Source organism: Chryseobacterium sp. T20, assembly GCF_047345655.1.
Lineage (GTDB): Bacteria > Bacteroidota > Bacteroidia > Flavobacteriales > Weeksellaceae > Chryseobacterium.
The window spans coordinates 29,081-55,095 of record NZ_JBLFDU010000016.1 but is presented as its reverse complement, the minus strand read 5'-3'; the positions used below and the strand labels follow the sequence as shown (position 1 = coordinate 55,095).

Annotated in this window: 16 protein-coding genes; 5 read left to right on the top strand and 11 right to left on the bottom strand. The window is 38.0% G+C overall.

From position 1 onward, the window contains the following. The first annotated feature begins 870 nt into the window (after positions 1 to 870). On the top strand, positions 871 to 2,130 hold the full coding sequence (locus tag ACMA47_RS23365) for a hypothetical protein (RefSeq protein WP_413931714.1): 1,260 nt from the start codon (positions 871 to 873) through the stop codon (positions 2,128 to 2,130). Positions 2,131 to 2,253: 123 nt separating this feature from the next. On the opposite strand, the gene ACMA47_RS23360 is transcribed toward ACMA47_RS23365, so the two are convergent. The 8 genes from ACMA47_RS23360 to ACMA47_RS23325 all read right to left on the bottom strand — a co-directional run bounded on the left by ACMA47_RS23360 (position 2,254) and on the right by ACMA47_RS23325 (position 7,176). Continuing rightward, positions 2,254 to 2,700 (bottom strand): cupin domain-containing protein, encoded by a 447-nt coding sequence (locus ACMA47_RS23360; protein WP_413931713.1) that lies wholly within the window; start codon positions 2,698 to 2,700, stop codon positions 2,254 to 2,256. Between the two features lie 176 nt (positions 2,701 to 2,876). Further along, positions 2,877 to 3,539, bottom strand: coding sequence for an NADP-dependent oxidoreductase (locus ACMA47_RS23355; RefSeq protein WP_413931712.1), 663 nt, complete (start codon positions 3,537 to 3,539; stop codon positions 2,877 to 2,879). A gap of 1 nt (position 3,540) precedes the next feature. Beyond that, positions 3,541 to 3,798, bottom strand: a complete 258-nt coding sequence (locus tag ACMA47_RS23350) for an alcohol dehydrogenase catalytic domain-containing protein (protein WP_413931711.1) — start codon at positions 3,796 to 3,798, stop codon at positions 3,541 to 3,543. An 80-nt stretch (positions 3,799 to 3,878) separates the two neighbouring features. Further along, positions 3,879 to 4,697 carry an SDR family NAD(P)-dependent oxidoreductase gene (locus ACMA47_RS23345; RefSeq protein WP_413931710.1) on the bottom strand — a complete coding sequence of 273 codons (819 nt, stop codon included), beginning with the start codon at positions 4,695 to 4,697 and terminating at the stop codon, positions 3,879 to 3,881. 15 nt (positions 4,698 to 4,712) lie between these two features. Next, the gene (locus ACMA47_RS23340) at positions 4,713 to 5,192 is read right to left on the bottom strand and encodes a DUF1440 domain-containing protein (protein WP_413931709.1); all 480 of its coding nucleotides are present in this window, start codon (positions 5,190 to 5,192) and stop codon (positions 4,713 to 4,715) included. A gap of 44 nt (positions 5,193 to 5,236) precedes the next feature. Continuing rightward, positions 5,237 to 5,659: a hypothetical protein gene (locus ACMA47_RS23335; RefSeq protein WP_413931708.1), complete on the bottom strand. Its 423-nt coding sequence runs from the start codon at positions 5,657 to 5,659 to the stop codon at positions 5,237 to 5,239. A 537-nt stretch (positions 5,660 to 6,196) separates the two neighbouring features. Then, entirely contained in the window at positions 6,197 to 6,484 is a 288-nt protein-coding gene (locus ACMA47_RS23330) for a hypothetical protein (protein ID WP_413931707.1), read from the bottom strand. A gap of 101 nt (positions 6,485 to 6,585) precedes the next feature. Continuing rightward, positions 6,586 to 7,176 (bottom strand): DUF4840 domain-containing protein, encoded by a 591-nt coding sequence (locus ACMA47_RS23325; protein ID WP_413931706.1) that lies wholly within the window; start codon positions 7,174 to 7,176, stop codon positions 6,586 to 6,588. A 221-nt stretch (positions 7,177 to 7,397) separates the two neighbouring features. Here ACMA47_RS23325 and ACMA47_RS23320 point away from each other — a divergent pair, with 221 nt between their 5' ends. After that, on the top strand, positions 7,398 to 7,958 hold the full coding sequence (locus ACMA47_RS23320) for a TetR/AcrR family transcriptional regulator (RefSeq protein ID WP_413931705.1): 561 nt from the start codon (positions 7,398 to 7,400) through the stop codon (positions 7,956 to 7,958). Next, on the top strand, positions 7,955 to 8,803 hold the full coding sequence (locus ACMA47_RS23315) for a sialate O-acetylesterase (RefSeq protein WP_413931704.1): 849 nt from the start codon (positions 7,955 to 7,957) through the stop codon (positions 8,801 to 8,803). The genes ACMA47_RS23320 and ACMA47_RS23315 overlap by 4 nt, the downstream gene beginning before the upstream one ends. Before the next feature lie 37 nt (positions 8,804 to 8,840). Here the strand turns inward: ACMA47_RS23315 and ACMA47_RS23310 are convergent, their stop codons facing one another. The 3 genes from ACMA47_RS23310 to ACMA47_RS23300 all read right to left on the bottom strand — a co-directional run bounded on the left by ACMA47_RS23310 (position 8,841) and on the right by ACMA47_RS23300 (position 16,497). Continuing rightward, positions 8,841 to 9,539 (bottom strand): DUF1826 domain-containing protein, encoded by a 699-nt coding sequence (locus tag ACMA47_RS23310; protein WP_413931703.1) that lies wholly within the window; start codon positions 9,537 to 9,539, stop codon positions 8,841 to 8,843. A gap of 152 nt (positions 9,540 to 9,691) precedes the next feature. After that, positions 9,692 to 11,557 carry a T9SS type A sorting domain-containing protein gene (locus ACMA47_RS23305; protein WP_413931702.1) on the bottom strand — a complete coding sequence of 622 codons (1,866 nt, stop codon included), beginning with the start codon at positions 11,555 to 11,557 and terminating at the stop codon, positions 9,692 to 9,694. 71 nt (positions 11,558 to 11,628) lie between these two features. Beyond that, positions 11,629 to 16,497, bottom strand: coding sequence for a PKD domain-containing protein (locus ACMA47_RS23300; RefSeq protein WP_413931701.1), 4,869 nt, complete (start codon positions 16,495 to 16,497; stop codon positions 11,629 to 11,631). A gap of 530 nt (positions 16,498 to 17,027) precedes the next feature. Here ACMA47_RS23300 and glsA point away from each other — a divergent pair. Continuing rightward, a complete protein-coding gene (gene glsA, locus ACMA47_RS23295; protein WP_413931700.1) occupies positions 17,028 to 18,041 on the top strand; it encodes a glutaminase A in 1,014 nt (337 codons plus the stop codon). A gap of 948 nt (positions 18,042 to 18,989) precedes the next feature. Continuing rightward, on the top strand, positions 18,990 to 26,015 hold the full coding sequence (locus ACMA47_RS23290; RefSeq protein WP_413931699.1) for an SDR family NAD(P)-dependent oxidoreductase: 7,026 nt from the start codon (positions 18,990 to 18,992) through the stop codon (positions 26,013 to 26,015).

Below are 26,015 nucleotides of genomic sequence, written 5' to 3'. Positions count from 1 at the left end.
TTATTTTATTTTACCTATAAAATGGATAAACTCTCTTATAAATCGATGTTTGCCAAGACGAAATTCGTGTAAAAATGTAGAAAAAAAGATCTTGCAACTTCTTAATCCTGTACCACTTTTGTACACCTTGTTCTACACAAACCTCATTAATAAAGACTTTCTCAGATTCCGCATCGGGAAATAACCCCATCAAATACATAATTACAACTACAATAATATACAATTTTACGCTCTCCGAAGTCTACTGACTTTGCTTAGCGGAACAAATATTTCATAATTTTAACCCATTTATTCTAAAGGAGAATCAAATAAAAGATTTTTCATAACGCCAATTGTAAGCATCACTAAAAAGAAGAGTAAAAAATAGGTGAAGAAATTGACAAATCGCTTTCTATTATCATGATTTTCCAGTGTATTGGTATTATAACTATTTACAAAACTTCTTAGTCCTAAAGTAAAAACAACAATAATTGATGTAAATGAGATATAAAGGATAATAGATTGCTTTAGTTCAAAAAAGAATAGGATTACTAAAATATCTATTAATGCGATGATCCAACTTAATTTGAATATTTTAAAAGATGATATATTCTTTTCCAACATTAAAAATATTGAATTTGAAAATATAATGATAAGAAGTATTATTTGTAAAATTGTATTCATAAGATTAAGTAATTCAAAAATTAATATAAGAATGGATTTGGGAAAGCGAGCTTTATATTCGTAACCAGCCCCAGCCCATCTGCTACCTTTCCTAAAACATCCGATCTTCAAAATCAGGAGACGTTACATAGCAGACTTCAAAAATAGCGAAAAAGGGTAATTTCCTTATAATGGTCTACACGGTAACTTTATCAAAAAATAAGTACCATGGACACAATTATTAAAAAACTATCAATTTTAAGTGTACTGATTTCACTGATGAGTTTCTGTTCCTTCCTGTTGGCGCAGGTTTATCCAATCGGACAGATGTTTTTGACTACTTATCGTCAGTCTTTTACGATGTATAATACAGGAGTGATTGTTCAGGATGGGAATCCGGGAAATGCCGGCCAGGCCGTATATGATCAAACTGGAATTAATTATTTACTCTTGCCCTCTGCCATTCCTTACCAAAAGGCTTTTTTCCTGGATTTTAATAAAAATATTATAGAGTTGGATTACAGATATGGATACCGCGTCGTGGGTTATTCCAATATTCCTGTTCCTCCTCCACCGATTATGTATCTGCCAAAGCCTATCTATGATAATCAAATAGGGATTGAAACAGCTGACGGAATGAGACCATTACCTACCCAGATTATTGATGAACAAAACCCTTTTGGAGATGTCATGATGACAAGCGAGCAAAAAGCAGTAGACTGTTACAAGAATTCTTTGAATTTTGATGGATCATTAAATCAGATGAAATTCGGGGACTGTATGGTAACGAATATGGCTGGTCAGAAAGAGCTTGAAATTTATAAATGTGCCAAAAACTCAGCAACCATGGAGGAACAGAGTCTTTGTATGCTCAGTATTTTAGGGGGTTCAAAAGAAAAGCAAATTACCCAGGATATGTTGAAATGCTATAAAGAATATGGCGGCAATTATGAAATGTACCCCCTTTGTTTCGCTGATAAAGTAAACGATCCTGAACTCAAGCAATTAGTTTCCTGCTTTAAAGATCAGGCTAACAGTGGTGAAATATCTTTTATGGGAACTGCCGTGTGTTATGGAGCGAGTAAACTTAATCTGAATACGGAAGCCCAGATAGCCGTTGAGTGTGCGGTAAGTACCGGAGGACAGCCGTATGCATTTGCAGGATGTGCAGGAGGCCAACTCACCTACCGAGAATTAAATAAATGTTTAACAAACGGTGTTGGTGGTGACAACGGATGCTTCGGAAAGAATAATACCATTGTTAAAGGGTTAAATCAGATTGGAGACGCTTTAAAAGGTCAGTTTGGGCCTAATAACGATATTGTCAAAACATGGAATACTACAGTTCATGATTTACAATATGGCCCCGGGAAAAATCATGAAGCGGTGAAAGTGGTCAGAAACATAAGCAACGAACTGGGGAAAGCAGGAACTAATGTAGCCAAAGAAATAAAAAAAGTAGTTCCAAAAATAAAAATCAAATGGTAAAAGAGAAGTTCCGGAATACGATGATGGATAAAAATAAAACAAGTCAACTTCAGAAGCTGACTTGTTTTTGAAACCAACAAACTCAAATAAAAAAACCTTGTTACACTTCTAAGGTTTTAAACACTATGATTGGGGTGGAGCTACAATCTCATCACCAATTTCATGAAGTACTTTTTGTACAAGCTGAAAATCATGCTCGCCAGAAGGTTCTGTTTCTCCCTCCATAACTTCAAGCCCAACGGATCTGATGAGCGTTGCAAAGCCACTGGGAGAAGCTACAGCCAGAGCCTTCAATTCTTTATCTCCGGAATTATTAAAAATTGAATGAGGAGTATTTCGGGGAATAAAGCAGTGTTCTCCCGCTTTCAGAAGGGTTTCGCTTTCATCGGTAAGAACCATTGCCTCGCCTTCAACAACATAAAAGGTCTCCGAATATTTTGTGTGAACGTGAAAAGGTAAGCGTGAACCTACAGGAAGGATTCCTTCTACAAGATCGAAACGGCCTTCTGTATCTTCAGCACCTTGTAATACGCTTAATTTAGAGCCAAATACCCAAAATTGTTTTTTCATATTATAAAAATTTTATTGACAAAAGTATAGGACAATTGAGCTACCTCTGATTACCTGTTATCAATTAACACTCAATAATTTAGCGTGTTATATCCAAATAAAATGCAATAGCCTTAGCCTATCTCAGCATTTGTCTTTATATTAAAATTGAAGTACTTATTTATACGATTAAGAAATTAAAAAACCTCCAGAACATTCTTCCCTTTTGAATGTCCCTCCATCTGGTATTTGAGGATTTCTGCGGCATCAGCCAATGGCAAAACCTTATCAACAAATACTTTAAGTTTGTTTTTTTCTATCAGCTCTTTCACCTGATTGAGCTGAGCGGTATTAGGCTGGTATAAAAAATTGAATGCCTTAATCTCATATTGTTGTGCCAACTCTTGTGAAGCAGCCTCTGTTATGGACAAATACCGTCCTCCTTTTTTAAGATGCGGAATCAGAAGCGCTGAAGTTTCCATACTGTCAAATATGGCGTCATAATCATTGGATAATTCTGCATATCCCTTATGATAGTCGATTACTTCATCAGCCCCAAGTTCGTGTAAGAATGAAAAGTTTTTCTCTGAACCTATTGCCACTACATGGGCTCCCCGAAGTTTAGCTAATTGTGTAGCAAACACACCTACTCCTCCAGCTGCGGCTTGAATAAGAATTTTCTGACCAGGCTGCAGTTCCAGTATTTCAAAAAGTCCCTGCCATGCCGTTAAACCAGCTAAGGGAACGGATGCTGCTTCTATGAAAGTAAGATTTTCAGGTTTATGGCTGATGAAATTTTCATCTATGACTCCATATTCGGCAAAGGCTCCCTGATTAACCAATTCAAAAGCACCAAACACTTCATCTCCTGTTTTTGAAACCCTTTACTTCCTCACCTACTTTCTCTATTATACCACAGATATCACTTCCCATAATATAAGGGGTCTTCATTTGAAGGAAATCAAATAAATTATATTCCGGTGCCTTCCAGTCGATGGGATTTACCCCAATGGCTTTTATCTTTACCAATACCTGATTGGGTTTTATTTCAGGAATACTGACTTCTTCCAATTGCAGCTCTTTCCAATTGGAATTTTCTTTTACAACGATTGCTTTCATTTTTCATTTTTTTAAAAAGCACAGCTATGCCGTCTTTGCACAGCTATACTTATTACTCATTACTTATCGCTCATTACTTATTATTTCCCGTGTGCATTATCTGATACAGTTTTCCATTCTGACCAACTTTTCAGACGCTCTTCATAGATACCTTTTACTGCCGGATAGGCAATTTTTCCCAATAACAATCTTAAAGGCGGATTGGAAGTGTCAATCAGTTTTAAAATAGCTTCAGTGGTTGCATTAGGTTCTCCAAATGAATCCGGTGTAGCAGATTCAAAAAACTCTTTTTTAAGCGGAGCATATACTTCCATGGGTTCGGTATGATAGGACGAAGCTCCTGACCAGTCTGTGGAAAAGCCGTTGGGTTCAATTAATGAAACATGAATTCCAAACTCTTTTACTTCTGTGGCCAATGTTTCAGATAATCCTTCCACCGCAAATTTAGAAGCGGTGTATAATCCCAGTACAGGAATCGTTATCAGTCCAAGAAAACTGGAAACCTGTATAATATGCCCACTTCTCTGGTTTCTCATAATCGGTAAGACAGCCTGCGTCATCCACAGCAATCCAAAAAAGTTGGTTTCAAACTGATCTTTTGCTTCCTTTTCAGTCGTTTCTTCGATGGTTCCGAACAGTCCATATCCTGCATTATTAATGAGAATATCAATTTTTCCAAAATGTTCCTGAACCTGTTGAACTGCGGCAAAGCAATCTTCTCTTTTGTTCACATCCAATTCAATCGGTAAAACGGAATTACCGTATTTTTCCACCAAATCTTCTATACTTTCGAGATTACGTGCAGTGGCTGCCACTTTATCTCCTCTTTGTAATAAGGCTTCAGCCCAGATTTTTCCAAAACCTCTTGAAGCTCCTGTAATTAAAACTATTTTACTCATCTTGATTTTTGTTATTTATTGTTGATAATATTTTCTTGTAATAAGGGCTGCCGGTAATCCTACCAGAACCATATGCCATGCGATACTTGTCAGCGCCAGACTTAAAATGAAAGGAGAAGGCGCTATATGGGTATTGGGGATGATCAGTAAATTCATTACCAACCAAAACACCAAACCATATAATAAGCCGGATAATACAGGTGATTTACTCAAAAACCTGATTTTTGGGTAGGCATAGAAATATACCACTGCGATGATCAGTGAGGTAACAAGGTGTATGATGATTCCCGTCACTATTTTACGACTGCTTCCGTCAAATGCTTCCTGCCCATATAATGAACTGGCAATGAATTGAAAAAGCTGAACAAAGCTCATCTTGAACCAAATATAAAATACTGCAGTGGCCGCTATTGTATCTAAAAGAGCCACGACTAGAGTCGAAAGTAAGATGGTCTGAAAAGATGATGTTCCCGTATGATCTGTCTGATTTGTCATAATTTTTCTATTGTTAAATTGAATTGTAAATATTTTTGACTTATTTATTTTTTTGAATCTTCAACGGATTTTACAAATGCCACGATGGTGGAAATTTTGCCATTATGAAACAGAAATATATCTTCTCCCACGAAAGTATCTCCTAATTTCCATACAGCTTTAGCAGCATTATTAAGAACGATAATATCTTCTGTTATCATAAATTTTTTCCCGGGCAGCTTTTGATGAATCTCATCAATTGTCTTATCAAATTCAGGAATTCCGAATTTTTCAAAATGGGTATCAATAATATGAAAGTCGGGTGAGTAGGTTTTCTCCATGAGAGCAATCCGGTCTTTCGAACCAGGGGAATTGATGATGTCAAAATGATTTTTAATGAGTGTTGTTATCTCTGTTTTCGTCTCCATTTTTTCAATTTTGTTTTGTGCATAAGAAGTAATAGAGAATCCTACTGAACAGGTGATCATGAGCAGAAGAATGCATTTACTTTTTATGTCTTTTATTATTTCTAAGAATTTCATTGTATTTAAATGTTCTATTATTTAGCATTATTTCCAAAATATGACCTATCGGTCATATTATAGATAAAAAAAATATTTCCTTTTTTCCGTTAATGTTTTATAGGGTTAAAATTATAGTTAATTTCCATTGCCAGTTTAGCGCGCGTTCAGTATTTTGTAACAAAGAAAACCATAATTACTGGCAATTTTGTGTAATTCCAGGATAACTCAACTTAATTTTATCAGCTTACTTCCCGTGGAATTATATTTAGGACAGCTCATTGAGTACTGAGCCCATATCTTGTATCATTGCTCTTTTACTGCTTCATATTCAGGTCAGTTTTTTAATTTACAAATAGTTCTGTTTTCACATTTATAATGTATTGAAAATAAATGACGGGACAAATATATGACCTATCGGTCATATTTAAAAATATTTAATATTAATTATTGTACATATTTGATTTTCTCTGCCGACATGTATACCTTTTCCTCATTACCTTTCTATGTTGGTCCAGTCACAGAGATTGTATCCCCTACTTTATAAAGTTGATATGGCTCTCCGTTTTTCTGAAGATCCATTACACTGACAGTTACAATATACTCTTTTCCTGCAGTATCAATAATGGTAGCGGTATAGCCATCTTTCCCATTTTCAATTTTGGTAATCTTACCGCTTACAGATACTGGTTTTACCATGCTGACATCAGTATTTTTATCTATTGGATTTGATACACATCCAATCATAATAAAAGATTGAACGGCTAAACAGATGATGAATGTTTTTTTCATTGTATTCTAGTTAAGTTGTTTTTATAATAGTTTTTAAGGTATTTAAGAGTAAAAACAGATGCACTTGTGCAAGTGCATCTGTACCATATTCCTTACTGCGACTATTTCTTCAGCATTTGAAAATTATATTTTATAGGATTGAATGGATTGACAGCTGTTCCTTCAACGGTTATTTTACTCGCAAGCAGTTCAAAATTCATATTCTGCGTATTCTGTTTGGTAAACAACCCTTTTTTAGAGGCGGTAAATGTGATAACAACTTTCTTGCTTACCCCGTCAATAGGAACCTGAACAGTTAATTCTTTAGGAAGAAGATTAAGTTCTATTTCCTTTTTATACTGGTATAAAACCGCTGTATAATCCAGGTCATATTTTATTTTTCCGATGGCTGTTAAGGCCTGATTGGCTTTCACGGGATCGGAAATTACAGAGTACACAATCTCTTTCATCGGAAATTCTGAATAGGAAATCAGGTTTTTCTTGGCTGAAAAGGTGACCGCAGTTTCTCCATTCACCGTTCCCTGGGATACGCTTGCTTTTCCGGTGTATTCACCGTTAAGATCATCAAAACTGATGGTTATGGGATCAGGCTTTGGAGCATCATCATCATTACTGCAACTTGCCAGAGCAAAAGGAATAGCCAGTAAGATCACAAGCATGGATATCAACTTTACATGATTGATTTTTTTCATTTTGATTTTGAATTAATTATTTTGATTAAAAAAATATTTTACTGAGTACTCATGTATATAAATACAGAATTTCCATATCCTTGCTTGGGATTAAAAAAAACAAATTCAATCAATTGATTTACTGCCTGTTATTTTTAACACCTGTTTCTATTTATTTCTATTCTTAAAATAAATGTCTCAAAATTGAGACATTTGTCGTAAATTTGAGCCAATTAAAAATAATGAATACCCAACAAAAAATTATAGATAAAGCTATAGCGGTCTTCAATGAGAATTTTTCAGCAACATTTGAAGAGATTGCCGTACACTGTAACCTTAACCGCAGAACATTGCACCGGTATTTTAAAAACCGCAACGAATTACTGGAAGCCTGCAATCAAAATATGATGCATGCCTGGGAAGAAGCTGCCATTAAAGCCTGTAATAGTTCCTCTGATCCTTTGGTACAGCTTGAAAATTTATTATATGCGGGAATTGACAGCGGAACAAAGTATGCTTTTTTAATAAAGCTCAACGAAATTGAACCTACCTACAAAACTGAAACCAGTAAGGAATATTTAAAAGCAAGAACCGATGTATTTGATGCCCTGCAAAAACTGCAGAAAGAACAGTTAATAGATAGCCAGTTGCCACTACCCTGGATAAAAATTCTTTTCACCAATAGTATCACAGCAACCATCACAGCATACAGATCCGGAGATATTGCGCCTAATGAAATAAAGAAACTGGCCTGGAAATCATTCAGCAGAAGCATTGGCCTACAATTAAATAAACAACAATGACACATTCTTTTTTAATGATAGGCCAGTCTAATATGGCCGGGCGTGGCTACGCTAAAGAAGTCCCTCCTATTTTTGATGAACATATTAAAATGCAGAGAAACGGATTATGGCAGATCATGTCTGAACCGATTAATTATGACCGTCCCAGTTCAGGGGTAAGTCTTGCTTCATCATTTGCAGCAGCATGGAGACTGGATAACGAACAGGATGAAATCGGGCTGATTCCATGTGCAGACGGAGGAACCAGCCTTGATGACTGGGCGGTAGGCGGTGCACTCTTTGAAAATGCAGTATCACAAGCCAGACTTGCCCAGCGGACGAGTGAAATTAAAGGAATTTTATGGCATCAGGGAGAAAGTGACTGTTCTCCTGAAAAGGCAGAAAAATACCAAGAAAAGTTCTCTGAAATTATTAATGCTTTACGTCAGAAACTCAATATTCATGAAGTTCCTCTCATCATTGGAGGTTTGGGAGATTTTTTACCCAAAGGAATATTGGGTCAGTATTTTACCCATTATTCCCTCGTCAATCGTGAACTGGAACATTTTGCCCAATCTCATGAAAACTGTTATTTTGTTACGGCAAAAGATCTTGATTCCAATCCTGATGGTATCCATTTCAATGCTCATTCACAAAGAGTACTGGGAATCAGATATTATCAGGCTTATCGTGATCTTAAGGATATTTTCAACCCTATCGCTGATGAAGAAAATACATTGAATACAATCTATAACCGTCCTTATGCCAGGAGAGAAAAAATTAAACTGCTGGAATACGAGTTTGCGATCGGGAATATTGAAAGTAAAGATTATTTAAACAAACTAACTGCATTAAGTCAAGAGTAAAATAATGCTTCAAATTGATTTTTATCCAAAAAAATCATCAGCAAATTAAGAGTAAACGAAATTCCCCGTCATTTTCCACAGGCGCTCTGTGAACACAAGGTAAAGCTTCCTGATCAGGATGATCTACTGCAATGCGCCAAAGGTGGCCAACTCCTAAATTAACAGGTTCTGCATTGGGCTTAGGCTGATAATGGAGATCAAAGAAATACTCTTTCAGGAAGTCTTCAAATTCGTCTTCAGTACCGTCATGCAATTTTTTAAGCTGTTCACGGATTTCAGGAATTAAAATTTTCTGTTCCACCTGATCATTGGCTATGATATCACTTGCCGTCCCGTGATAAGTGCAAAGAAAAGTGTCTGTCCCGACTGGTGAACGGTCGACATGATAAGAGTATACGTCTGTTGAAATAAAACTGAGCTCCTCATCGCGTTCATAACATTTAAGCAAATTAAGAACCGGAGATGCTCCGAAATCTGTTAATACTTGCAGGTCATTTAAAATAATTTCTCTCGCAATACTTCCCTCTTCTGACAATTCCAATGCTAAAAGATCTTCGCCGGAAACTTCTGTAATATCATCTTTCAACTGAAGCTTTGTCACGATTTCATTAAAATCACCCATCAGATTTCTATACCAGCAAATGGCATTCATTGCTCCTTGAAAACGGGTATTCACAAGTTCAGAAAAAGAAGAAACCACACCAACTTGATCATGGTCAGAAAACATATTGCTCATATTTTGGAATCAACAGTTTTGCTGCTTAATTCTGTGCAAAAATACGGAATAGGTTATTCAATTGCATCAGAAGACAACGATAAAAAAACAGCGCCCTCTTTTGGAGAACACTGTTTTATATATAAGGTTATTAATTTTCAGTTTTGTTTTTTTTACTTCTTCAATATCTTTTCTGTTACTGTTGAAGATTTTGTTTTAAGTTTAATGTAATATACTCCTGTCTGAAGCGAAGATAATACGATCTGTTCTTGTGTCATATTCAAATTTCCCTGCTTGACCAGTTGCCCTGTTGCTCCAAAAATTTCATAAGAAACCAAAGGCTCTTTACTTTTGATCGTTAATACATCCTGAACCGGATTAGGGTATAACTGTATTCCTGCCTGAGCAGCCGTTTCTTCTACTGACATCTGACTGCACGCTGATTTAGCAAATTTTGTAAAAAAAGATTGAGATTTTCCTCCCGCTACATTGACGGCCATTGTATTGACGTTATCATTGGCATCCGTAAATAGCTGATCATGAAAAAAACCTCCCACTACATAGTTGCCATCGTTATCTGCAGCAACCGCCGTAAATTCATCTATAACATAATAATTACTGCGAATCTCTCCTGTTCCCAAGACCTCTCCGGTATCTTTGTTAAGTCTCACCAATAAAGGATCTGATCGATCTCCATCAGGACGTACCATTGCATAACTTCCCCAGACATCAGACCAGCTACCTTTGGCAAAGGCTATTTCGTTTCCATTAATCGCAATGGCTCCTTTGGTAAAGCGATAGCCAAACTGAAGACCGGACATTGCTTCCGGAGTTCTTGCCCATTGTACTGTACCTGAAGCATTCATCTTCATAACAAACGGAACGGCTTCCACATAATTTCTCAGAGGAAAAGTATAAGTTCCGAAAGTTGCGGGCACTGTTATTCCGTTAAAATAACGTCCAGAAATATAAATATCAGAAGTTACGGGATCTTTTACAATCGCATGAATTTCATCATCAGTACTTGTCGTACCATTATTAAGTTCTTTTCTCCATACCTCAGCTCCGGTAGTACCATCAAAAGCAAATACATAAGCTGCTTTCGTAAAGGGAACATTATTATAGGAAAGATCAACCAGATTACTGAATCCCGGATCCATCCTTTTACCAGCAATATAATAACGATTCAAACTTTCATCGTATACTACATTCACTTTTCCTTCTCTTCCTACAATATTTATTGCATCTCCTGTAATAGGAAGTAACAAAGGAGTCGCTGGTGTCATATTACCATTATCATAATTAAACTTGACCGCATAATACTGATAGGTTGACGTAAAGGTTGAAGGCACCGTAATTAATCCGTTTAAATGAGTTCCTGCCCTGAATCCCATTACAGCATGAATGTTTTTGGAAGAATCCATATACATCATCTGAACATCGCACATGCGGGAGAAATAATTAACATCTCCCTGTAAAGATTTGCTCCATGCCAGTGTACCGTCTGAAGTATTATATTTTAACAGAAAAGCCGCTTTATGGGCTGGTTCTATTGTTTGATCATAATAAGTATACAGCGGTTGTGTATGAGTATCATCAAAGTGCATAGGAACAGCATTAGGATCTCCTACATATGAATTGTTATAAAGGGTCGCCAACACGTATAATCCTCCGTTATTATCTACTTTAATATGCCATGCATTTTCTCCATCTCCTGAACCACCTATTGGCCTGGACCATCTTATATTTCCTGCACAATCGGCAGAGAACAGAAAAAGATCACTCAGACCGTAATTGGTTACAGAAGCTCCATTCAGGTTTTGATCCTGTTCACGCATCGTGGCAAGATAATAGGTATTATTGTTATTATCCACTACAATATCCCTTATGGATTCATCAAATACATAATGAAACCCCGGATCCGCTGAACCTGTTAATCCTCCTGCCTGTTTTCCCCATTGCCATTGGTAGGCCTGACTAAAAGATAATCCTGGTACTATCAGAAGTAATCCCCAAAGTTTGTTTTTTAATTGTATCATAAAAATTCATTTAATTATCACATCCTATAAAAAAACAGTGCTCTCCGAAGAGAACACTGCTTTATAAGCTACTAATTTTTAATTAGTTTTCCTTGTAATGAGGTGTCTCCCGTTTGTACGATAACAATATAAACACCCTGCAGCCAGCTGGTAACATCCACGTCTACCTCTCCGGAAGCCGTTTTCAGTTCCTTACGGAATTTGATATTGCCCATGGCATCAAAAACCGTAACCTGTTTTGCCAGTAATTTTTCATTGCCCGTATTATACGAGATTTTCACTTTTTCCTTAGCAGGATTTGGTGTCATTTTCAGAGAAGAAACTGAAGTTGCCGTCACACTTCTTCCTGCATTTTTCATACCCATCCAGTTAGGATCTACCGCTTTGGTAGTAAACTTACATGTTTCATTAGAGAATAAAATCTCATCCGTACCTTGGAAGCCTGAGTTTGGATAGAATGCCAATGGATTAGCGTTCATATCATACACTCCGCCTGCCGGAATCGTAATAATAGATGGAAGATAAATTCCAAATCCATTAAGACTTGAAACGGTAAGACTTATTGGCTGGCTTCCGCCATTGTAGATAACACCATACACTTTATAGTGATCTCCAACCCATTTCATGTCTTTGATACTTGCTTCAAGCTTACATTCTGTTTCGAATCCACATTCTTTACCTGGATAGTAATTCATGGTTCCGGAAGTAAACTGACATCCCAGATGATCGATTTGCAACTGATAGGTTCCTGCAACATTGATGTACAGCGGATAGATATAATTATTGTTTCCGCTCTGGATGCTGTTTCCGAACAACAGCCAATCATGATGATCGAAGACTCCTTTTGGTCCTAAAACATAATTCTTTCTAAGACATTCATCATAGCATCCTGTTGGGAATACCCACATCAGGCTTTCAAGGCTTAATGGAACCTGTGTATTACCTACAACTTTACATCCACTTGGTGCCGTGTAAATAACCTGATAAGCACCACCTTCGTTCACTGTAATAGACTGGCCTGTCATTCCGTTGCTCCAGTTATAAACTCCTGCAGACGGTCCTGATGCTGTTAACATCACCTGATAAGGCTGGCAGTTTACCATATTATAAGTTACTGAAATCGGTGCCGGCGGACTATTTACAGTAACAGTAAAGCTTTTGCTGCTTGTACATCCTGAAGTACCCGGAGTTCTTACTTCCAGCGTATAGACATACGTACCTGCAGATAATGGTCCTGTACTTATAGCAATAGGATAAGGAGCAGAAGCCCATGGTACAATCACAGAATTTCCTTTTTTCCATTGATATTCCAATGTGTTATCTGTTACAATACCTGTAAGTACCGTGGAAGATCCTTCGCAGATATTCGCTGTTCCTGATATGTTAACATATGGAGGATTTTTAAGCGTTACCGGTATTGCTTTAGTACTCATAATACTTGTTGTACATCCATCTGATGATACCAGCACTGGCCAGTAGTTACCAGATTGCGTAGGTGTGAATACCGGAGAGTTTGGTGCTCCTGAAACAGGTTGAGAACCATTCATCCAGATATACTGGCTAGGAGATCCAAGCGTACTGGTAAATACGATATTTGGAGCACTTCCCATACAAGCTACCAGTGAAGGAGGTGCTATAGTACCATCCAGAGTAGCCTCTTTCACATTAACACCAATTACAGCAGAAGTATATTCACATCCCATAGGAGTTTTAATTTTCAACTGAATGGTTTTTGTTCCTGCTGTATTATACGTTATTGTAGCATCTGGTCCTGTCGTAACGTAAGAGGTACCATCAAAGATCCAGGTATAAGTATTTCCTGCCACATAGTTTATAGGACTAAACGTAATAGGCGAACGTGCACATAGCCATGCAGGAACCAAGAAAGAGGTATCAGGGATCGGAGCTAATGTAATAGTCTGCGTAGTGGTACATATTGGCTTCCCTGGTGCAGATACCGTCATTGTGAAAGTATAAGTACCCGGCGCAAGATTATATGTAGCCGACTGCCCTGTTTGGGTAGGCTGTCCCGGTGAAGTGAATGTGTAGGTAATAGATGCCGGATTGATTTCAAATATCGTAGAGGTATTGAAAAGTGTTACGCTGTAACCGTTTCCACTACACACTGTACTGATATTGAATTTAGGCTCATAATTCTTTCTCACTTCTACTCCTTTGCTGTACCAGCATGAACCGTATCTCAGACGTACAAAAACAAGATGTGCTCCTGCAAGATTAGTCTGATATACCGGTGAAGCAGTTCCCTGGCCGGAAACCAAAGTAAGCATAGGATCTGACAACCATTGGATTTCGTCCGGAGTTCCATTGTATGTTAAACCAGAAACTGTAATATTGTTACAAGCAGACCATGCCGGAACGAAGTTAATCTGAGGATTTGCTGTACAACTTCCACTGCTCGGGCAAGACTGAGTTACATTAATATTCTGTGAAGAAACCACACAACCGTTAATATCTACAGCCTGTACTCTATACGTTCCAAAAGCACCTGCTCCTGAGATGGTATATGAGTTGGTAGTGGCACCTGGTATAATACCATTATCTTTATACCACTGCCAGGAGATGATATTGGTAAGTCCTGTAGAGCTGTTAGCCGTAATAGTATACGGTGTCATTGTGGTAGGATCACAAACTGCAATATTATATACCGGAGAAACAGTAATAATGGTTTCAGGATATACAATAAAGTTAGCACTTGCAGTAGGTTTATAGTTACACCCGTTAGTACCTGCATAATTTACAGTAACTGTATGGGAAACATTGTTTCCTGAATTATTCTGGATATATCCGTTATTCGGAAAGCTGTAAATTCCAGACGGATTAAAGGCTGTCGTATACGTTCCTCCAGCAAAAGTGAATGTAACACTTGTGGCTGAAGTAATAGTCCCCTGATTTACTGTAAAAGTAAGATTGGATCCTAAACAAATTCCACCAACATTGGTAAAGCTTACTACCGGAAGCGTTATTAAAGATACCGGCATAGTGATAATTTGAGTCACTCCACATTTTACTACTTTCAGAATAAGATTGGTAGTATTTGTTGAAGAAATCTCGTTGAAGTTTACCGTAATATTAGCTGTACCTTGTCCTCCCACTACACTTCCGAAGTTGGAACTGGCAAATGACCATTCCATAAAATCCGGAACAATACCGTTCAGGTTTGCACTGAAAGTTTGAGTGCTACTCGGACAGAAAGGTCCTGAGTTTGGATTAATAACAATCGTGCTAAGGTCTATTTTAGTTACGTTAAACGTTTTCGGAGCTGAAAGACATGCTGCACTGCTGATCGATTTGTTCTGCGCAGATACTGTATAAGATGTAGCACCGGCATTAAATATCACTGTAACAGATTGTCCTGCATTACTTCCCTGAATAGTTCCGTTGGTAACACTCCAAACCGGTACCATTCCAGGATCCACTGAACTGATGGTATACACATAAGGTTTTCCAGGGCATACTTTTGTTTCTCCGGAAATGGTTCCGTTAGGTGCCTGTGGAATTGGTAATACCTTAATAATTCTTCCATTGCTTTCACAACCTCCACCTTGCTTGGTAGCCGTCACCGTATATGTTCCTGCGGTTGCAAAGGTATAGGTAAATATTCCCGTCATTGGCAGCGAAGTATAGGTAGATGCTCCGGTTGTTACTTTCCAGATCACCGGTACATTAGGAGAAGCCGTAAATCCCTGGCTTGTTCCGGCGCAGATTTCATCCACACCTCCACTTACCAATACAGGAGCCTCTACTACGATATCTATAGAAGCCTGTCCTTCACATGTCAGTAAAGTATTGAAATAATTAGCCGTAAGGTGATAAGTTCCTGGCTGATTTGCGGAGAAAACAATTTCGTTTCTCTGTTGAGTATTCGTCAGCAGACCTCCCGCAGGACCTGAAACATTCCAGTTAACTTTGGTTGTTGGCCACTGAGGAATTGAATAGGTATACTGTCTGCCAGTACATATCACTTCCTGTCCTTTAATTTTTGCATTTTTTAAAACAACAGGAATTTTAATTGTCGTCCACTCAGGACATGCACATTCTGACATGTACATTACATATCCAAAGCCGTCAGACGGATCTACCTGATCCCAGACAACTTCAATTTCGTTACCGTTAATGTTGACAATTGATCCTCCGATAACTTTCCATTGTCCTTTGTTACATCCATCCTGTACATTGTATTTTTCAGTACTGCCTTCACATACTACGGAAGCACAGTTGATCTGTACAGGATCAGCTTTTAATACCTTGATCTGTTTTTTAATTCTATCCTGGCAGCCGCACTTGTTGGTTACCGTCAGACTGATCGTATAATTTCCTGGATTAGCATACAAATGAGACGGCTCAAAGGCGGTAGAAGTTGTACCATCGCCAAATTCCCAGAAGTAGTTAATGATATCCGATCCACCGTTCTGTTCAGAAAGATTATCAAAATAGATCGTCGTATTTCTACATACAGTATCAGCCAGGTTTAACATTTCGAATTTAGCAATCGGTCTGTTAATCTTTTCAATACAAATGGTCTGGGTTTCCACAGTTCCGTCATTGTAGGTGATAACCGCCTGTAAAGATCCGTTCCCCGCTGCTCCCCAGCTTACATTCGCTATGGTATTCGCAGGTCCTGAAATGGCTGCAGTACCTCCTGAAACCGTCCATTGGACATTGGAAACATTCGGTCCCTGAATCTCATATTTTACAGTTGATTTCTCACATACCCGGAGACATTGGGATGAATTGATGTAGGAATAAGCGATTCCGTTGTCAGGGATCTGACCTTCTTTTTCGCCACGGAATTCCTGGCATCCGACCTGAGCGGTCCATGTAATTCGAGCTTGAGCTTGTAGTACCCAGGGTACCAGAAGCCAACATAGCAGGAGCCATCTGAAGATGTGCTGCCTACCAAAATAGGTGTTGTTTTTCATAGTTATTAAAAAAGTGTTATTAATTTTTTGTCAAATTAATAAAAATAATAATACAAAAATCATTTAATCGTGAAAAAATAACATTATTTCACAGTTGAATTTCAACAATATAGATAAATTCATACTTATATGTTATTTCACCAACTTATTAGTTATATAAAAAAAATCATCATTTTTTGTATTTCTGGGTCACCAAGCCATTTTTAATCAAATAAAATCCTAAATTTTCAATCAATAAATCCCGAAATCAATAGACAAAATTCAATTTAATTTATTTTTTACTAAATAATATCAATTTATATTAAAATTAATCACATTCAAAACAGATAAAATAACAAGCTTTTTACCCATTTCTTAATTCTTAAAAAACCTATACGTATTTCGACAACTCCATCTTCATCTACAAGCTTTTCCTATCCACACCTATGTCAATATCTTTAAGGATAACCATTAGAATTGCCGACAAGATTAAAATAATTTATCTTTGTTTTTCAAGGCTTATCATAAACATTATATTCAACAACTCTTATATGAGAAACAAAAACTTTTTATTTTCCGCCAAAGGAATCTGTACCGCAGCTTTTCTTTCCTTAAACACAATCGTTTATGCACAGAAGGCAGCAGATATCTCAACCCTTTCAGAAAAAACATTAAATACCATTCTGGAAAAAAACAGAGCTTATTATACTCAGGGAAAAGTAGCAGATTACATTCCTGAACTAGGTAAAATGGACGCTAAAGCAATTGCCTTTTCAGTGGTTGATAAAAATGGAAAAGTATTCAATACCGGTGATGTAAGTAAGAAATTTACCATGCAAAGCATTTCCAAAATCATATCCTTAATGGTAGCTGTAAATGAAAAAGGAGAAACTCATATTTTTGATAAAATGGGATACTTTGGATCAGACAAGCCTTTCAACCACTTTTCAAATCTTGAAACCACAGGAAAGCCACTTAATCCAATGATGAATGCCGGAGCAATCCTTACTACTTCACTGATCTCAGGAGACGGGAAAAAACCATTCCTTAAAATCCTGGATATGGTAAGGTATATTACCAAAAACTCATCCATAGATTACAACAAATCGGTTTACGAATCGGAAAAATCAACAGGACACCGTAACCGTGGAATGTTTTACATCATGAAAAACAGCGGACTGATTTCAGGAAATGAAGACCAGCTGGACAACTATTTCAAACAATGCTCTATTGAACTTACTGCTGAAGATCTCGCAAAAATAGGATACTTTTTTGCCAACCAGTGCGTAAGATTTGACGGAGATGCCACTTATAAAAACGCAGATATGGCAAAATTAGTAGAATCGCAGATGCTGACTGCCGGAATGTATGAATTCAGTGGGGAATATTCCAGAACTGTTGGTTTGCCAAGTAAATCCGGTGTCGGAGGAGGAATTACAGTAAGTGTTCCGGGAAAAATAGGAATCGGGGTATTCAGTCCCGCTTTAGATCAACACGGAAATTCTCTTGCCGGATATCATATGATTTTAGATCTGGCGAAGCAGTACGGATTAAGTATATTTTAATTTTTTCACCATCTCTGTTAATGCGCAGACCATTCATTTACTATACAATTCAATGAAATAAATTCCACTAAATGATCCGGCACAGCATTAAAATGACCTATTAGTCAAAAAAACATCAATAATCTACACCTATAAAAACAGTAAGTATATCAGATACTTACTGTTTTTTTATGAATTTCGGAAAGATATTTAAATTATTCTTAAAAATACCTATCTGTTTATTTATCAAAAAGATAGAAAAAATTCACAAATAATTCAAATTAAATCACAATATATTGATTAATTTTATTTAAATTCGCTTTGCCATTTTATCAGATTGATAAAGGTAATTCTAACATTTCAGAACCTTATTCATTGTATATTATCTTTTTGTAATATACCTAAAAACAAATCTCTTGTTTTTGAAATATTTTATTTTTTATTCCTATATTTGCTTAACATTTTTTTAACTATAACTATTTATAGTTAAAATTTATAAGATTGTACCGGCCATGTTTCTAAGAATAAGGAAACAATAAATATACTTTAATAGCATTTGAACAATTGATATTTTCATATTAAAAAATCATTATCAAATAGCATTTATAATTGAAGATATATTATAGTTTTATTATTTTTATTTCCTCATAACAGCAAATTGTTATTTATACGAATAACATTAGTGTTTTGCTATGAGATATCATTAACTATTTCTATACCGTAAATGCTATGAAAAACTTGACCAAAATCAGGCTGATGTCCTTTGAAAAGCCGGATATAATTACTACAACCCAAAATCTATCCGCAAATGATAGATTATTAAATAATTATCACAAAACAATACATATTGTTAACGATTTAACAAAAACAATTTTTACTATATCGTAGCAAAAAGTAATGGTCTTATCGAAAGACCTTGCATTCTGTTATGAAACTCTTGCTATCATTCAATAATTCAATTAACACGCCATGAAAAAATTAACCATTATTGGACTGACGCCTTTTGAAAAGCCGGACGTTAACCTTATATCCCGATTGCACCAGGCGGGTGCATTCCCCGTACTAAGTTTAGGAAATGAGCTAACGAAAGCCCAGGAAGCGTTACATCAACTTGACGAGATAGACGTACCATCGTATGGTATTTATTTTTCTAACGACAATTTCACCACTCTGCAGATTCCGGAAAAAGTAAGATTTGCGATCCTTCCGTTCGGAATGTCTAAACCATTCAATATACCTGCTATTTATCAGGTAACCAGTCTGGAAGAGGCCAGACAGGCTGAAGAATCAGGAGCACAGGGAATCATTATCAAAGGAAATGAAGCCGGTGGATTAGTAGGCTATGAATCCACGTTTGTATTATTCCAGCGTGTGATCAAAGAAATCCAGAGCATTCCGGTGTGGGTACAGGGAGGAATTGGTCTCCATACCGCCGCAGCAGCAAAAGCTTTGGGAGCAACAGGAATTGTTCTGGACAGCCAGCTTGCTCTGTTCCCGGAAAGTTCGGTTCCTCAGGATCTGAAAGAAGTATGCTCAAAACTGAATGGTACAGAAACTAAGGTGATCGCTAACCATCGTGTATTGGTAAGACCTAACTCACCAGTTTTACCTGAAAATGCAACCGCTGAAAACCTGAAACAATACTTTACAGGTTTCGACCTTAGCACATGCTATATCCCTATGGGACAAGATATTTCATTAGCCACGGATCTGTATGAAGATTTCAAAACACTGAAAAAACTTGTTTTCGGTTTCAAAGAAGCTATGTATGGACATCTGAAACAAGCCAAAGCACTTAAAGTAATTGATAAAAACAATGCTTTAGCCAAGGAATTGGGATTACAATACCCTATCGCCCAAGGTCCAATGACCCGTGTAAGTGATGTACCTTCCTTTGCCAACGCAGTAGCAGATGCAGGAGCATTACCTTTTGTCGCCCTATCTTTATTGAAAGGAGAATCTGCAAAATCGTTGGTAATGGATACCAAAAAACTGGCTGGTGAAAAAACATGGGGAGTTGGAATTTTAGGATTTGCTCCACAGGAATTAAGAGATGAACAGACATCATATATATTAGAAGCTAAGCCTCCTGTAGTTTTGATAGCCGGAGGAAGACCTGCACAGGCTAAAGTATTTGAAAAAGCAGGAATTAAATCATTTTTACACGTTCCTTCCCCTGCCCTTCTGGATATTTTCCTGAAAGAAGGAGCTAAAAACTTCATTTTTGAAGGACGTGAATGCGGAGGCCACGTAGGCCCTCTTTCAAGTACAGTTCTTTGGGAAAAACAAATTGAACGTATTTTAAAAGAAGATCATCCTGAAAACATCAGTGTCTTTTTTGCAGGAGGAATTCATAATGCATTTTCAACCGCATTTGTATCTATCATGGCTGCGCCATTGGCTGCAAGAGGAGTAAAAATTGGAGTATTGATGGGTACAGCGTATCTGTATACCAACGAAGCAGTAGAAACCGGAGCTATTCAGGAGGAATTCCAGTCTCAGGCAATGCAGGCGAAGGATACCGTTTTACTGGAAACAGCTCCCGGACATGAAACCCGTTGTTTAAATACAGCTTTTGCCCACCATTTCAATACAGAAAAAGCAAAACTTTTGGCTGCCGGAATGGATAAAAAACAGGTATGGGAACAACTTGAAAAATTAAATGTAGGCCGTTTACGTATTGCGGCTAAAGGGATAGAACGTCAGGGTGATAAATTGGTCAATATTCCTAAAGATGACCAACTGGACTTAGGAATGTACATGATCGGACAGGTTGCCACGATGCATAACCGCGTGATCTCATTGGCTGCCCTTCATCAGAGTGTGGTAGATAATTACGAACACATTCAGGAAGCAGCATTGCCGGAAGAACCGGTTTCAGTAGAAAAACCGCTGGACATCGCCATCGTAGGAATGGAATGTATTTTCCCTGGTGCTAAAAATCTTGATGAATACTGGAGAAATATCATTTTAGGAAAAGACAGTGTTACCGAAGTACCGGATGAAAGATGGAATAAAGACCTTTATTACAAACCGGATTCCAACGAATCGGATGTATCTCATTCCAAATGGGGAGGATTTATTCCTAAAATCGATTTCGATCCATTGGCATTTGGTATTCCGCCACAATCCCTTGCCGCTATTGAACCTACACAGCTGCTAACCTTATTGGTTGCTAAGCGTGCGATGGAAGATGCTGGATATGGTGAAAAACACATCAACAGAGATAACATTTCTGTCATTATAGGTGCTGAAGGAGGTAATGACCTTGCCAACAGCTATAGTTTCAGAGGATATTATAAGCAGGTTTTCGGAGAACTTCATGAAGAAGTAAAAGAAGCCTTCCCACATACTACAGAAGATTCTTTCCCAGGTATTCTGGCGAATGTAATCGCAGGTAGGATTACGAACAGACTAGACCTTGGTGGAAGAAACTTTACGGTAGATGCAGCATGCGCTTCTTCTTTGGCAGCCATTGATCTGGCATGTCAGGAACTTGTCTTAGGAAAATCTGATATGGTCCTTGCAGGAGGAGCAGATTTACACAATGGAATCAATGATTATCTGATGTTCTCCAGCACGCATGCGCTATCCAGAAAAGGAAGATGTGCTACATTCGATGATGATGCAGACGGTATTGCTCTTGGAGAAGGTATTGCGATCCTTGTTTTAAAAAGATACGAAGATGCTGTACGCGATGGTGACCGTATTTATTCAGTAATCAAAGGAGTTGGAGGATCCAGTGACGGTAAAGCGTTAGGATTGACTGCTCCTAGAAAAATAGGCCAGGTAAGAGCTTTAGAGCGTGCTTATTCCCAAGCTGGGATAAGTCCTGCTTCAGTAGGTCTTGTAGAAGCTCATGGTACAGGAACGGTAGTAGGTGACAAAACTGAATTAAGTGCACTGACTAATTTATTCAGCCGTTCAGGTGCTTTACCTGGGCAGACACATTTAGGTTCTGTGAAAACACAGATCGGGCATACCAAGTGTGCAGCAGGATTGGCAGGATTAATCAAAGCATCCCTGGCTGTATATCATGGAGTAAAACCACCTACCCTTCACCTTCAGCAGCCTAATGCGTACTATAATGCAGAAACCAGTCCATTTGCATTCCATGCAGAAAGTGGATTGTGGGGTGAGAAGAACCGTTATGCAGGAATCAGTGCTTTCGGATTTGGAGGAACCAATTTCCATACGGTAATTGCCAACCATCCTAAACAGGATAATTCAATCGCCATGCAGTCGTGGCCTTCAGAATTGTTTGTGTTCCGCGGAGACACCTACGAAGAAGCCAAAGGAGAATCAAGCAAGGTTAAAGCGTTATTAGAAATTAATGATGGGATTCCATTAAAAGATATTGCTTACAGTTTAAGCATCAGCTCAGAAAAGCCAATTCAGTTCAGCATTGTAGCAGACACCGCTGAAGACCTGATGATGAAGCTTGAGCTAGTACTGCTAGGGATTGAGACAAAAGATACTTTCACCGTTAATAAAAAAGAAGGTAAAGTAGCTTTCACATTCCCTGGACAGGGCAGCCAGAGAATCAATATGGCTCGTGACTTATTTGTTGTTTTCCCGGCTATGCGTAAGATTATTGATGAGTATCCTGAACTTGAAAAAGTAGTTTTCCCATCTAAAACGTTTACTGAAGCTGATTTAAAGCAACAGAAAGAAACCATTAAAGATACCCGTTTAGCGCAACCGCTTTTAGGAATTGTAGACCTTGCGTTGGCTAAGTTTTTAGAATCATTGGGAATTATTCCTGATATGCTTGCAGGTCACAGCTATGGTGAAATTCCGGCTTTATGCTTTGCGGGAGTATTTGGTGAAGATAAACTGGTTGACTTAAGTGTTCAGAGAGCACAGTCTATTTTAAATTCAGTAGAAGGCGGAGATCCGGGTTCCATGTTGGCAGCAAGTGCTACTGCAGAACGTTTACAACCAATTATCGCAAAAGTTGAAGGATGTTATCCTGTAAACTTCAACGCTCCTACGCAATGTGTGATCGCTGGAAGTACAGAAGCTATTAATAAATTACTGGAGGTTCTTAAACAGGAAGGTATTTCTGCTAAAAAGCTGGAGGTTGCATGTGCTTTCCACAGCCCGTTATTAGCAAAATCCAAAGGTTTATATGCTGAAGTCTTAAAAGACGTTCCTTTCCAGGAAATGCAGATCCCTGTGTGGTCTAATACTACGGCAGAAGTATATCCGGCGAATCCTTCAGAAATAAAAGAAAGACTTACCGATCACCTGGTACAGCCTGTAAAATTTGTAGAACAGCTTCAGGCAATGTATAACGATGGAGCAAGAATCTTCATCGAAGTAGGACCAGGAAAAGTACTTACCGGATTGACCAAGTCTTGTCTGGAAAAAGACCAGCTGACCTTATATGTTGAAGACAACAGCCGTAATAAATTCAGTCACTTGCTTTGCATGCTGGCACAATATTTAGGAACAGGCAGAAGCTTTAACATTGATAAACTTTTTGACGGCAGAAGCGTTACGATTATTGATCTTAACCAACCTGAGCTTTACAAGAAAAGCCCTGCTATCTGGCGTGTTAACGGGCAAACTGCCCACCCAACTACCGGTAATCTGCCATCTAATGGTGCTTTACCACTTATAAACCCAATTCCCATGAACAACTTTACGAATAACCCACAGGCACCCGCAACGGAAGCTCAGTCTACTGCTGAACGCATGTTGCAGGAATATTTGAACAGCATGAAATTAATGATACAGGCACAGCGTGATGTGATGCTTTCCTTTATGGGACAGAATCCTCAGGCATTCCCTGCTCCTGTATACAACTCACCTGCACCCGCTGCCGCCCACCAACCTATATCTACCATTCCGGTTCAGCCTGTTCAGCAGGAAAGACCTGTAGCTGTAGCCGCTGTAAAACAAGCTCCTTCAAGAGATATCAGGTCTTTATTACTACAGGTGGTAAGTGACAAAACCGGATATCCTCAGGAAATGTTGGGTATGGAAATGGATCTTGAAGCGGATTTAAGTATCGACTCTATCAAAAGAGTTGAGATCATCGGAACACTTCGCAACGAATTGGGAACTCTGGGTAACGGAAACACCAGTGAAGATACCGTTATGGAACAGCTTGCCGGAATAAAAACTCTAAGCGGACTGGTTTCATGGCTTACTGAATTTTCTGGAGCTGAATCGACTGCTGCTCCTGCAAAAAACGGATCAGCAACTGAACCTACAGTTTCAAAATCACAAGCTCAGCCGACATTCTCTCTTGAAGATCTTCAAAATGCGATTCTGAATATTGTAAGCGAAAAAACAGGATATCCGAAAGAAATGTTGGGTCTTGACCTTGATCTGGAAGCAGATTTAAGCATAGATTCTATCAAACGTATGGAAATCATCGGTGATCTTAAAACTAAGATCGGATTTGGACAAAACCTTGAACAAGCTGATGATGTGATGGAAAAACTGGCTGCTATTAAAACCCTTCGCGGTCTGGCAAGCTGGATCAGTGAAATGAATGGTGAAACCAACGAAGCAGCTCAGGAAGTGAAAGTAGAAAATACAGTAGAGCCAACTCAAAATGTATTGTCACGTCTTCGTTTTGACATCACTCCTACCGATGCTTCTTTAGTACAAAATACAGAAATATTACAGGGAAAACGTTTTGCCATTACACAAGATGACAGCAAGCAAACCTCAGCCATCAAAGAAGCGTTAGAAAAACACGGAGCTATCGTAGAGTTAATAGATACTGAAAAAGATCTTTCCCATATTGACGGATTAATTATGTTAGATCTATTCTCCGCTACTGATAAACCAAGCATTATCGATCACGTAGATCTGATCAAGAAACTGGATTTTGATAAAGCAAAATGGGTATATCTTATTTCTGATATTCCTGCACATCTTCAGGAAATTACAGATGCAAGCATATTACGTCATCATCAGGGATATCCTGGACTTTTCAAAAGTTTAGCAAGAGAATTTGATAATACAACTTGTAGATTAATCAGCCTGAGTACCCCTCAGGAAGTAGATCAGATTGCTGAAATTACTTTAAAAGAAATTCTTACCAACGATAAACCTGCTGAGGTGATTTATAAAAATGATCAGAGACACCAGGTAGACATCATTCCTTCTCCATTATCAACAAGCTTGAATGAAGCTCATATCCAGTTAGATCAAAAATCTGTGGTATTGGTATTGGGAGGCGCACAGGGAATCACTGCCGAGTTGGTAAAACACATGTCTCAGGCTTATCCTTGTACTTATATTCTGGTAGGAAGATCTGCTGACCCAAGAAATGAACTTTCTGCTAAAGACTTTGAAGGTATGAAAACCAAAGAAGAAATCAGAGCTTTCCTGATCAAGTCTGGTCAGTTCACTTCTCCTTCAGAAATAGAAAAAGAAACGACTAAGATTTTCAAAAATAATCAGATCCTGCGCACAATTCGTGACATGGAAAATCTTGGAAATACCATTATTTATCAATCACTGGATCTTTGTGATGAAGAAGGTTTAAGTAATCTGATCAGCAGTATTTATGAGAAATACAACCGTCTGGATGGAGTCATTCATGGAGCAGGCCTTTTAGAAGATAAATTATTCAAACAAAAAACGACAAGCTCTTTCGGACGTGTATTTGATACCAAAGTAAAACCACTTCGTGTATTGGCAGAACAGCTTCGTTCAGACTGTCACTTTGTAGTATTATTCTCAAGTATTGCTTCCGTATATGGTAACAAAGGGCAAACAGATTATGCTGCGGCCAACAGTGTACTGGATGATTACGCGAATGCTTTAAACAAAAGATTAAAAGGAAAAGTAATCTCTATCAACTGGGGACCATGGAAAGGTGCCGGAATGGTTTCTTCCACTCTTGAATCAGAATACGAACGCAGAGGTATTTCCATGATTCCATTGGATGAAGGAAAAGAAATCTTCCTTAACGAGATTAAATACGGAACAGAAAGCCAGGTGCTGATCATGTCAGGAAATAATTGGTAA

Bases quoted from the DNA above. Each gene is read 5' to 3' on its own strand.
- ACMA47_RS23320 (WP_413931705.1), top strand. From the start codon at position 7,398: ATGAATACCCAACAAAAAATTATAGATAAAGCTATAGCGGTCTTCAAT.
- ACMA47_RS23340 (WP_413931709.1), bottom strand. From the start codon at position 5,192: ATGACAAATCAGACAGATCATACGGGAACATCATCTTTTCAGACCATC.
- ACMA47_RS23360 (WP_413931713.1), bottom strand. From the start codon at position 2,700: ATGAAAAAACAATTTTGGGTATTTGGCTCTAAATTAAGCGTATTACAA.
- ACMA47_RS23315 (WP_413931704.1), top strand. From the start codon at position 7,955: ATGACACATTCTTTTTTAATGATAGGCCAGTCTAATATGGCCGGGCGT.
- ACMA47_RS23310 (WP_413931703.1), bottom strand. From the start codon at position 9,539: ATGAGCAATATGTTTTCTGACCATGATCAAGTTGGTGTGGTTTCTTCT.
- ACMA47_RS23345 (WP_413931710.1), bottom strand. From the start codon at position 4,697: ATGAGTAAAATAGTTTTAATTACAGGAGCTTCAAGAGGTTTTGGAAAA.
- glsA (WP_413931700.1), top strand. From the start codon at position 17,028: ATGAGAAACAAAAACTTTTTATTTTCCGCCAAAGGAATCTGTACCGCA.
- ACMA47_RS23350 (WP_413931711.1), bottom strand. From the start codon at position 3,798: ATGAAAGCAATCGTTGTAAAAGAAAATTCCAATTGGAAAGAGCTGCAA.
- ACMA47_RS23335 (WP_413931708.1), bottom strand. From the start codon at position 5,659: ATGATCACCTGTTCAGTAGGATTCTCTATTACTTCTTATGCACAAAAC.
- ACMA47_RS23290 (WP_413931699.1), top strand. From the start codon at position 18,990: ATGAAAAAATTAACCATTATTGGACTGACGCCTTTTGAAAAGCCGGAC.
- ACMA47_RS23305 (WP_413931702.1), bottom strand. From the start codon at position 11,557: ATGATACAATTAAAAAACAAACTTTGGGGATTACTTCTGATAGTACCA.
- ACMA47_RS23330 (WP_413931707.1), bottom strand. From the start codon at position 6,484: ATGAAAAAAACATTCATCATCTGTTTAGCCGTTCAATCTTTTATTATG.
- ACMA47_RS23300 (WP_413931701.1), bottom strand. From the start codon at position 16,497: ATGAAAAACAACACCTATTTTGGTAGGCAGCACATCTTCAGATGGCTC.
- ACMA47_RS23325 (WP_413931706.1), bottom strand. From the start codon at position 7,176: ATGAAAAAAATCAATCATGTAAAGTTGATATCCATGCTTGTGATCTTA.
- ACMA47_RS23365 (WP_413931714.1), top strand. From the start codon at position 871: ATGGACACAATTATTAAAAAACTATCAATTTTAAGTGTACTGATTTCA.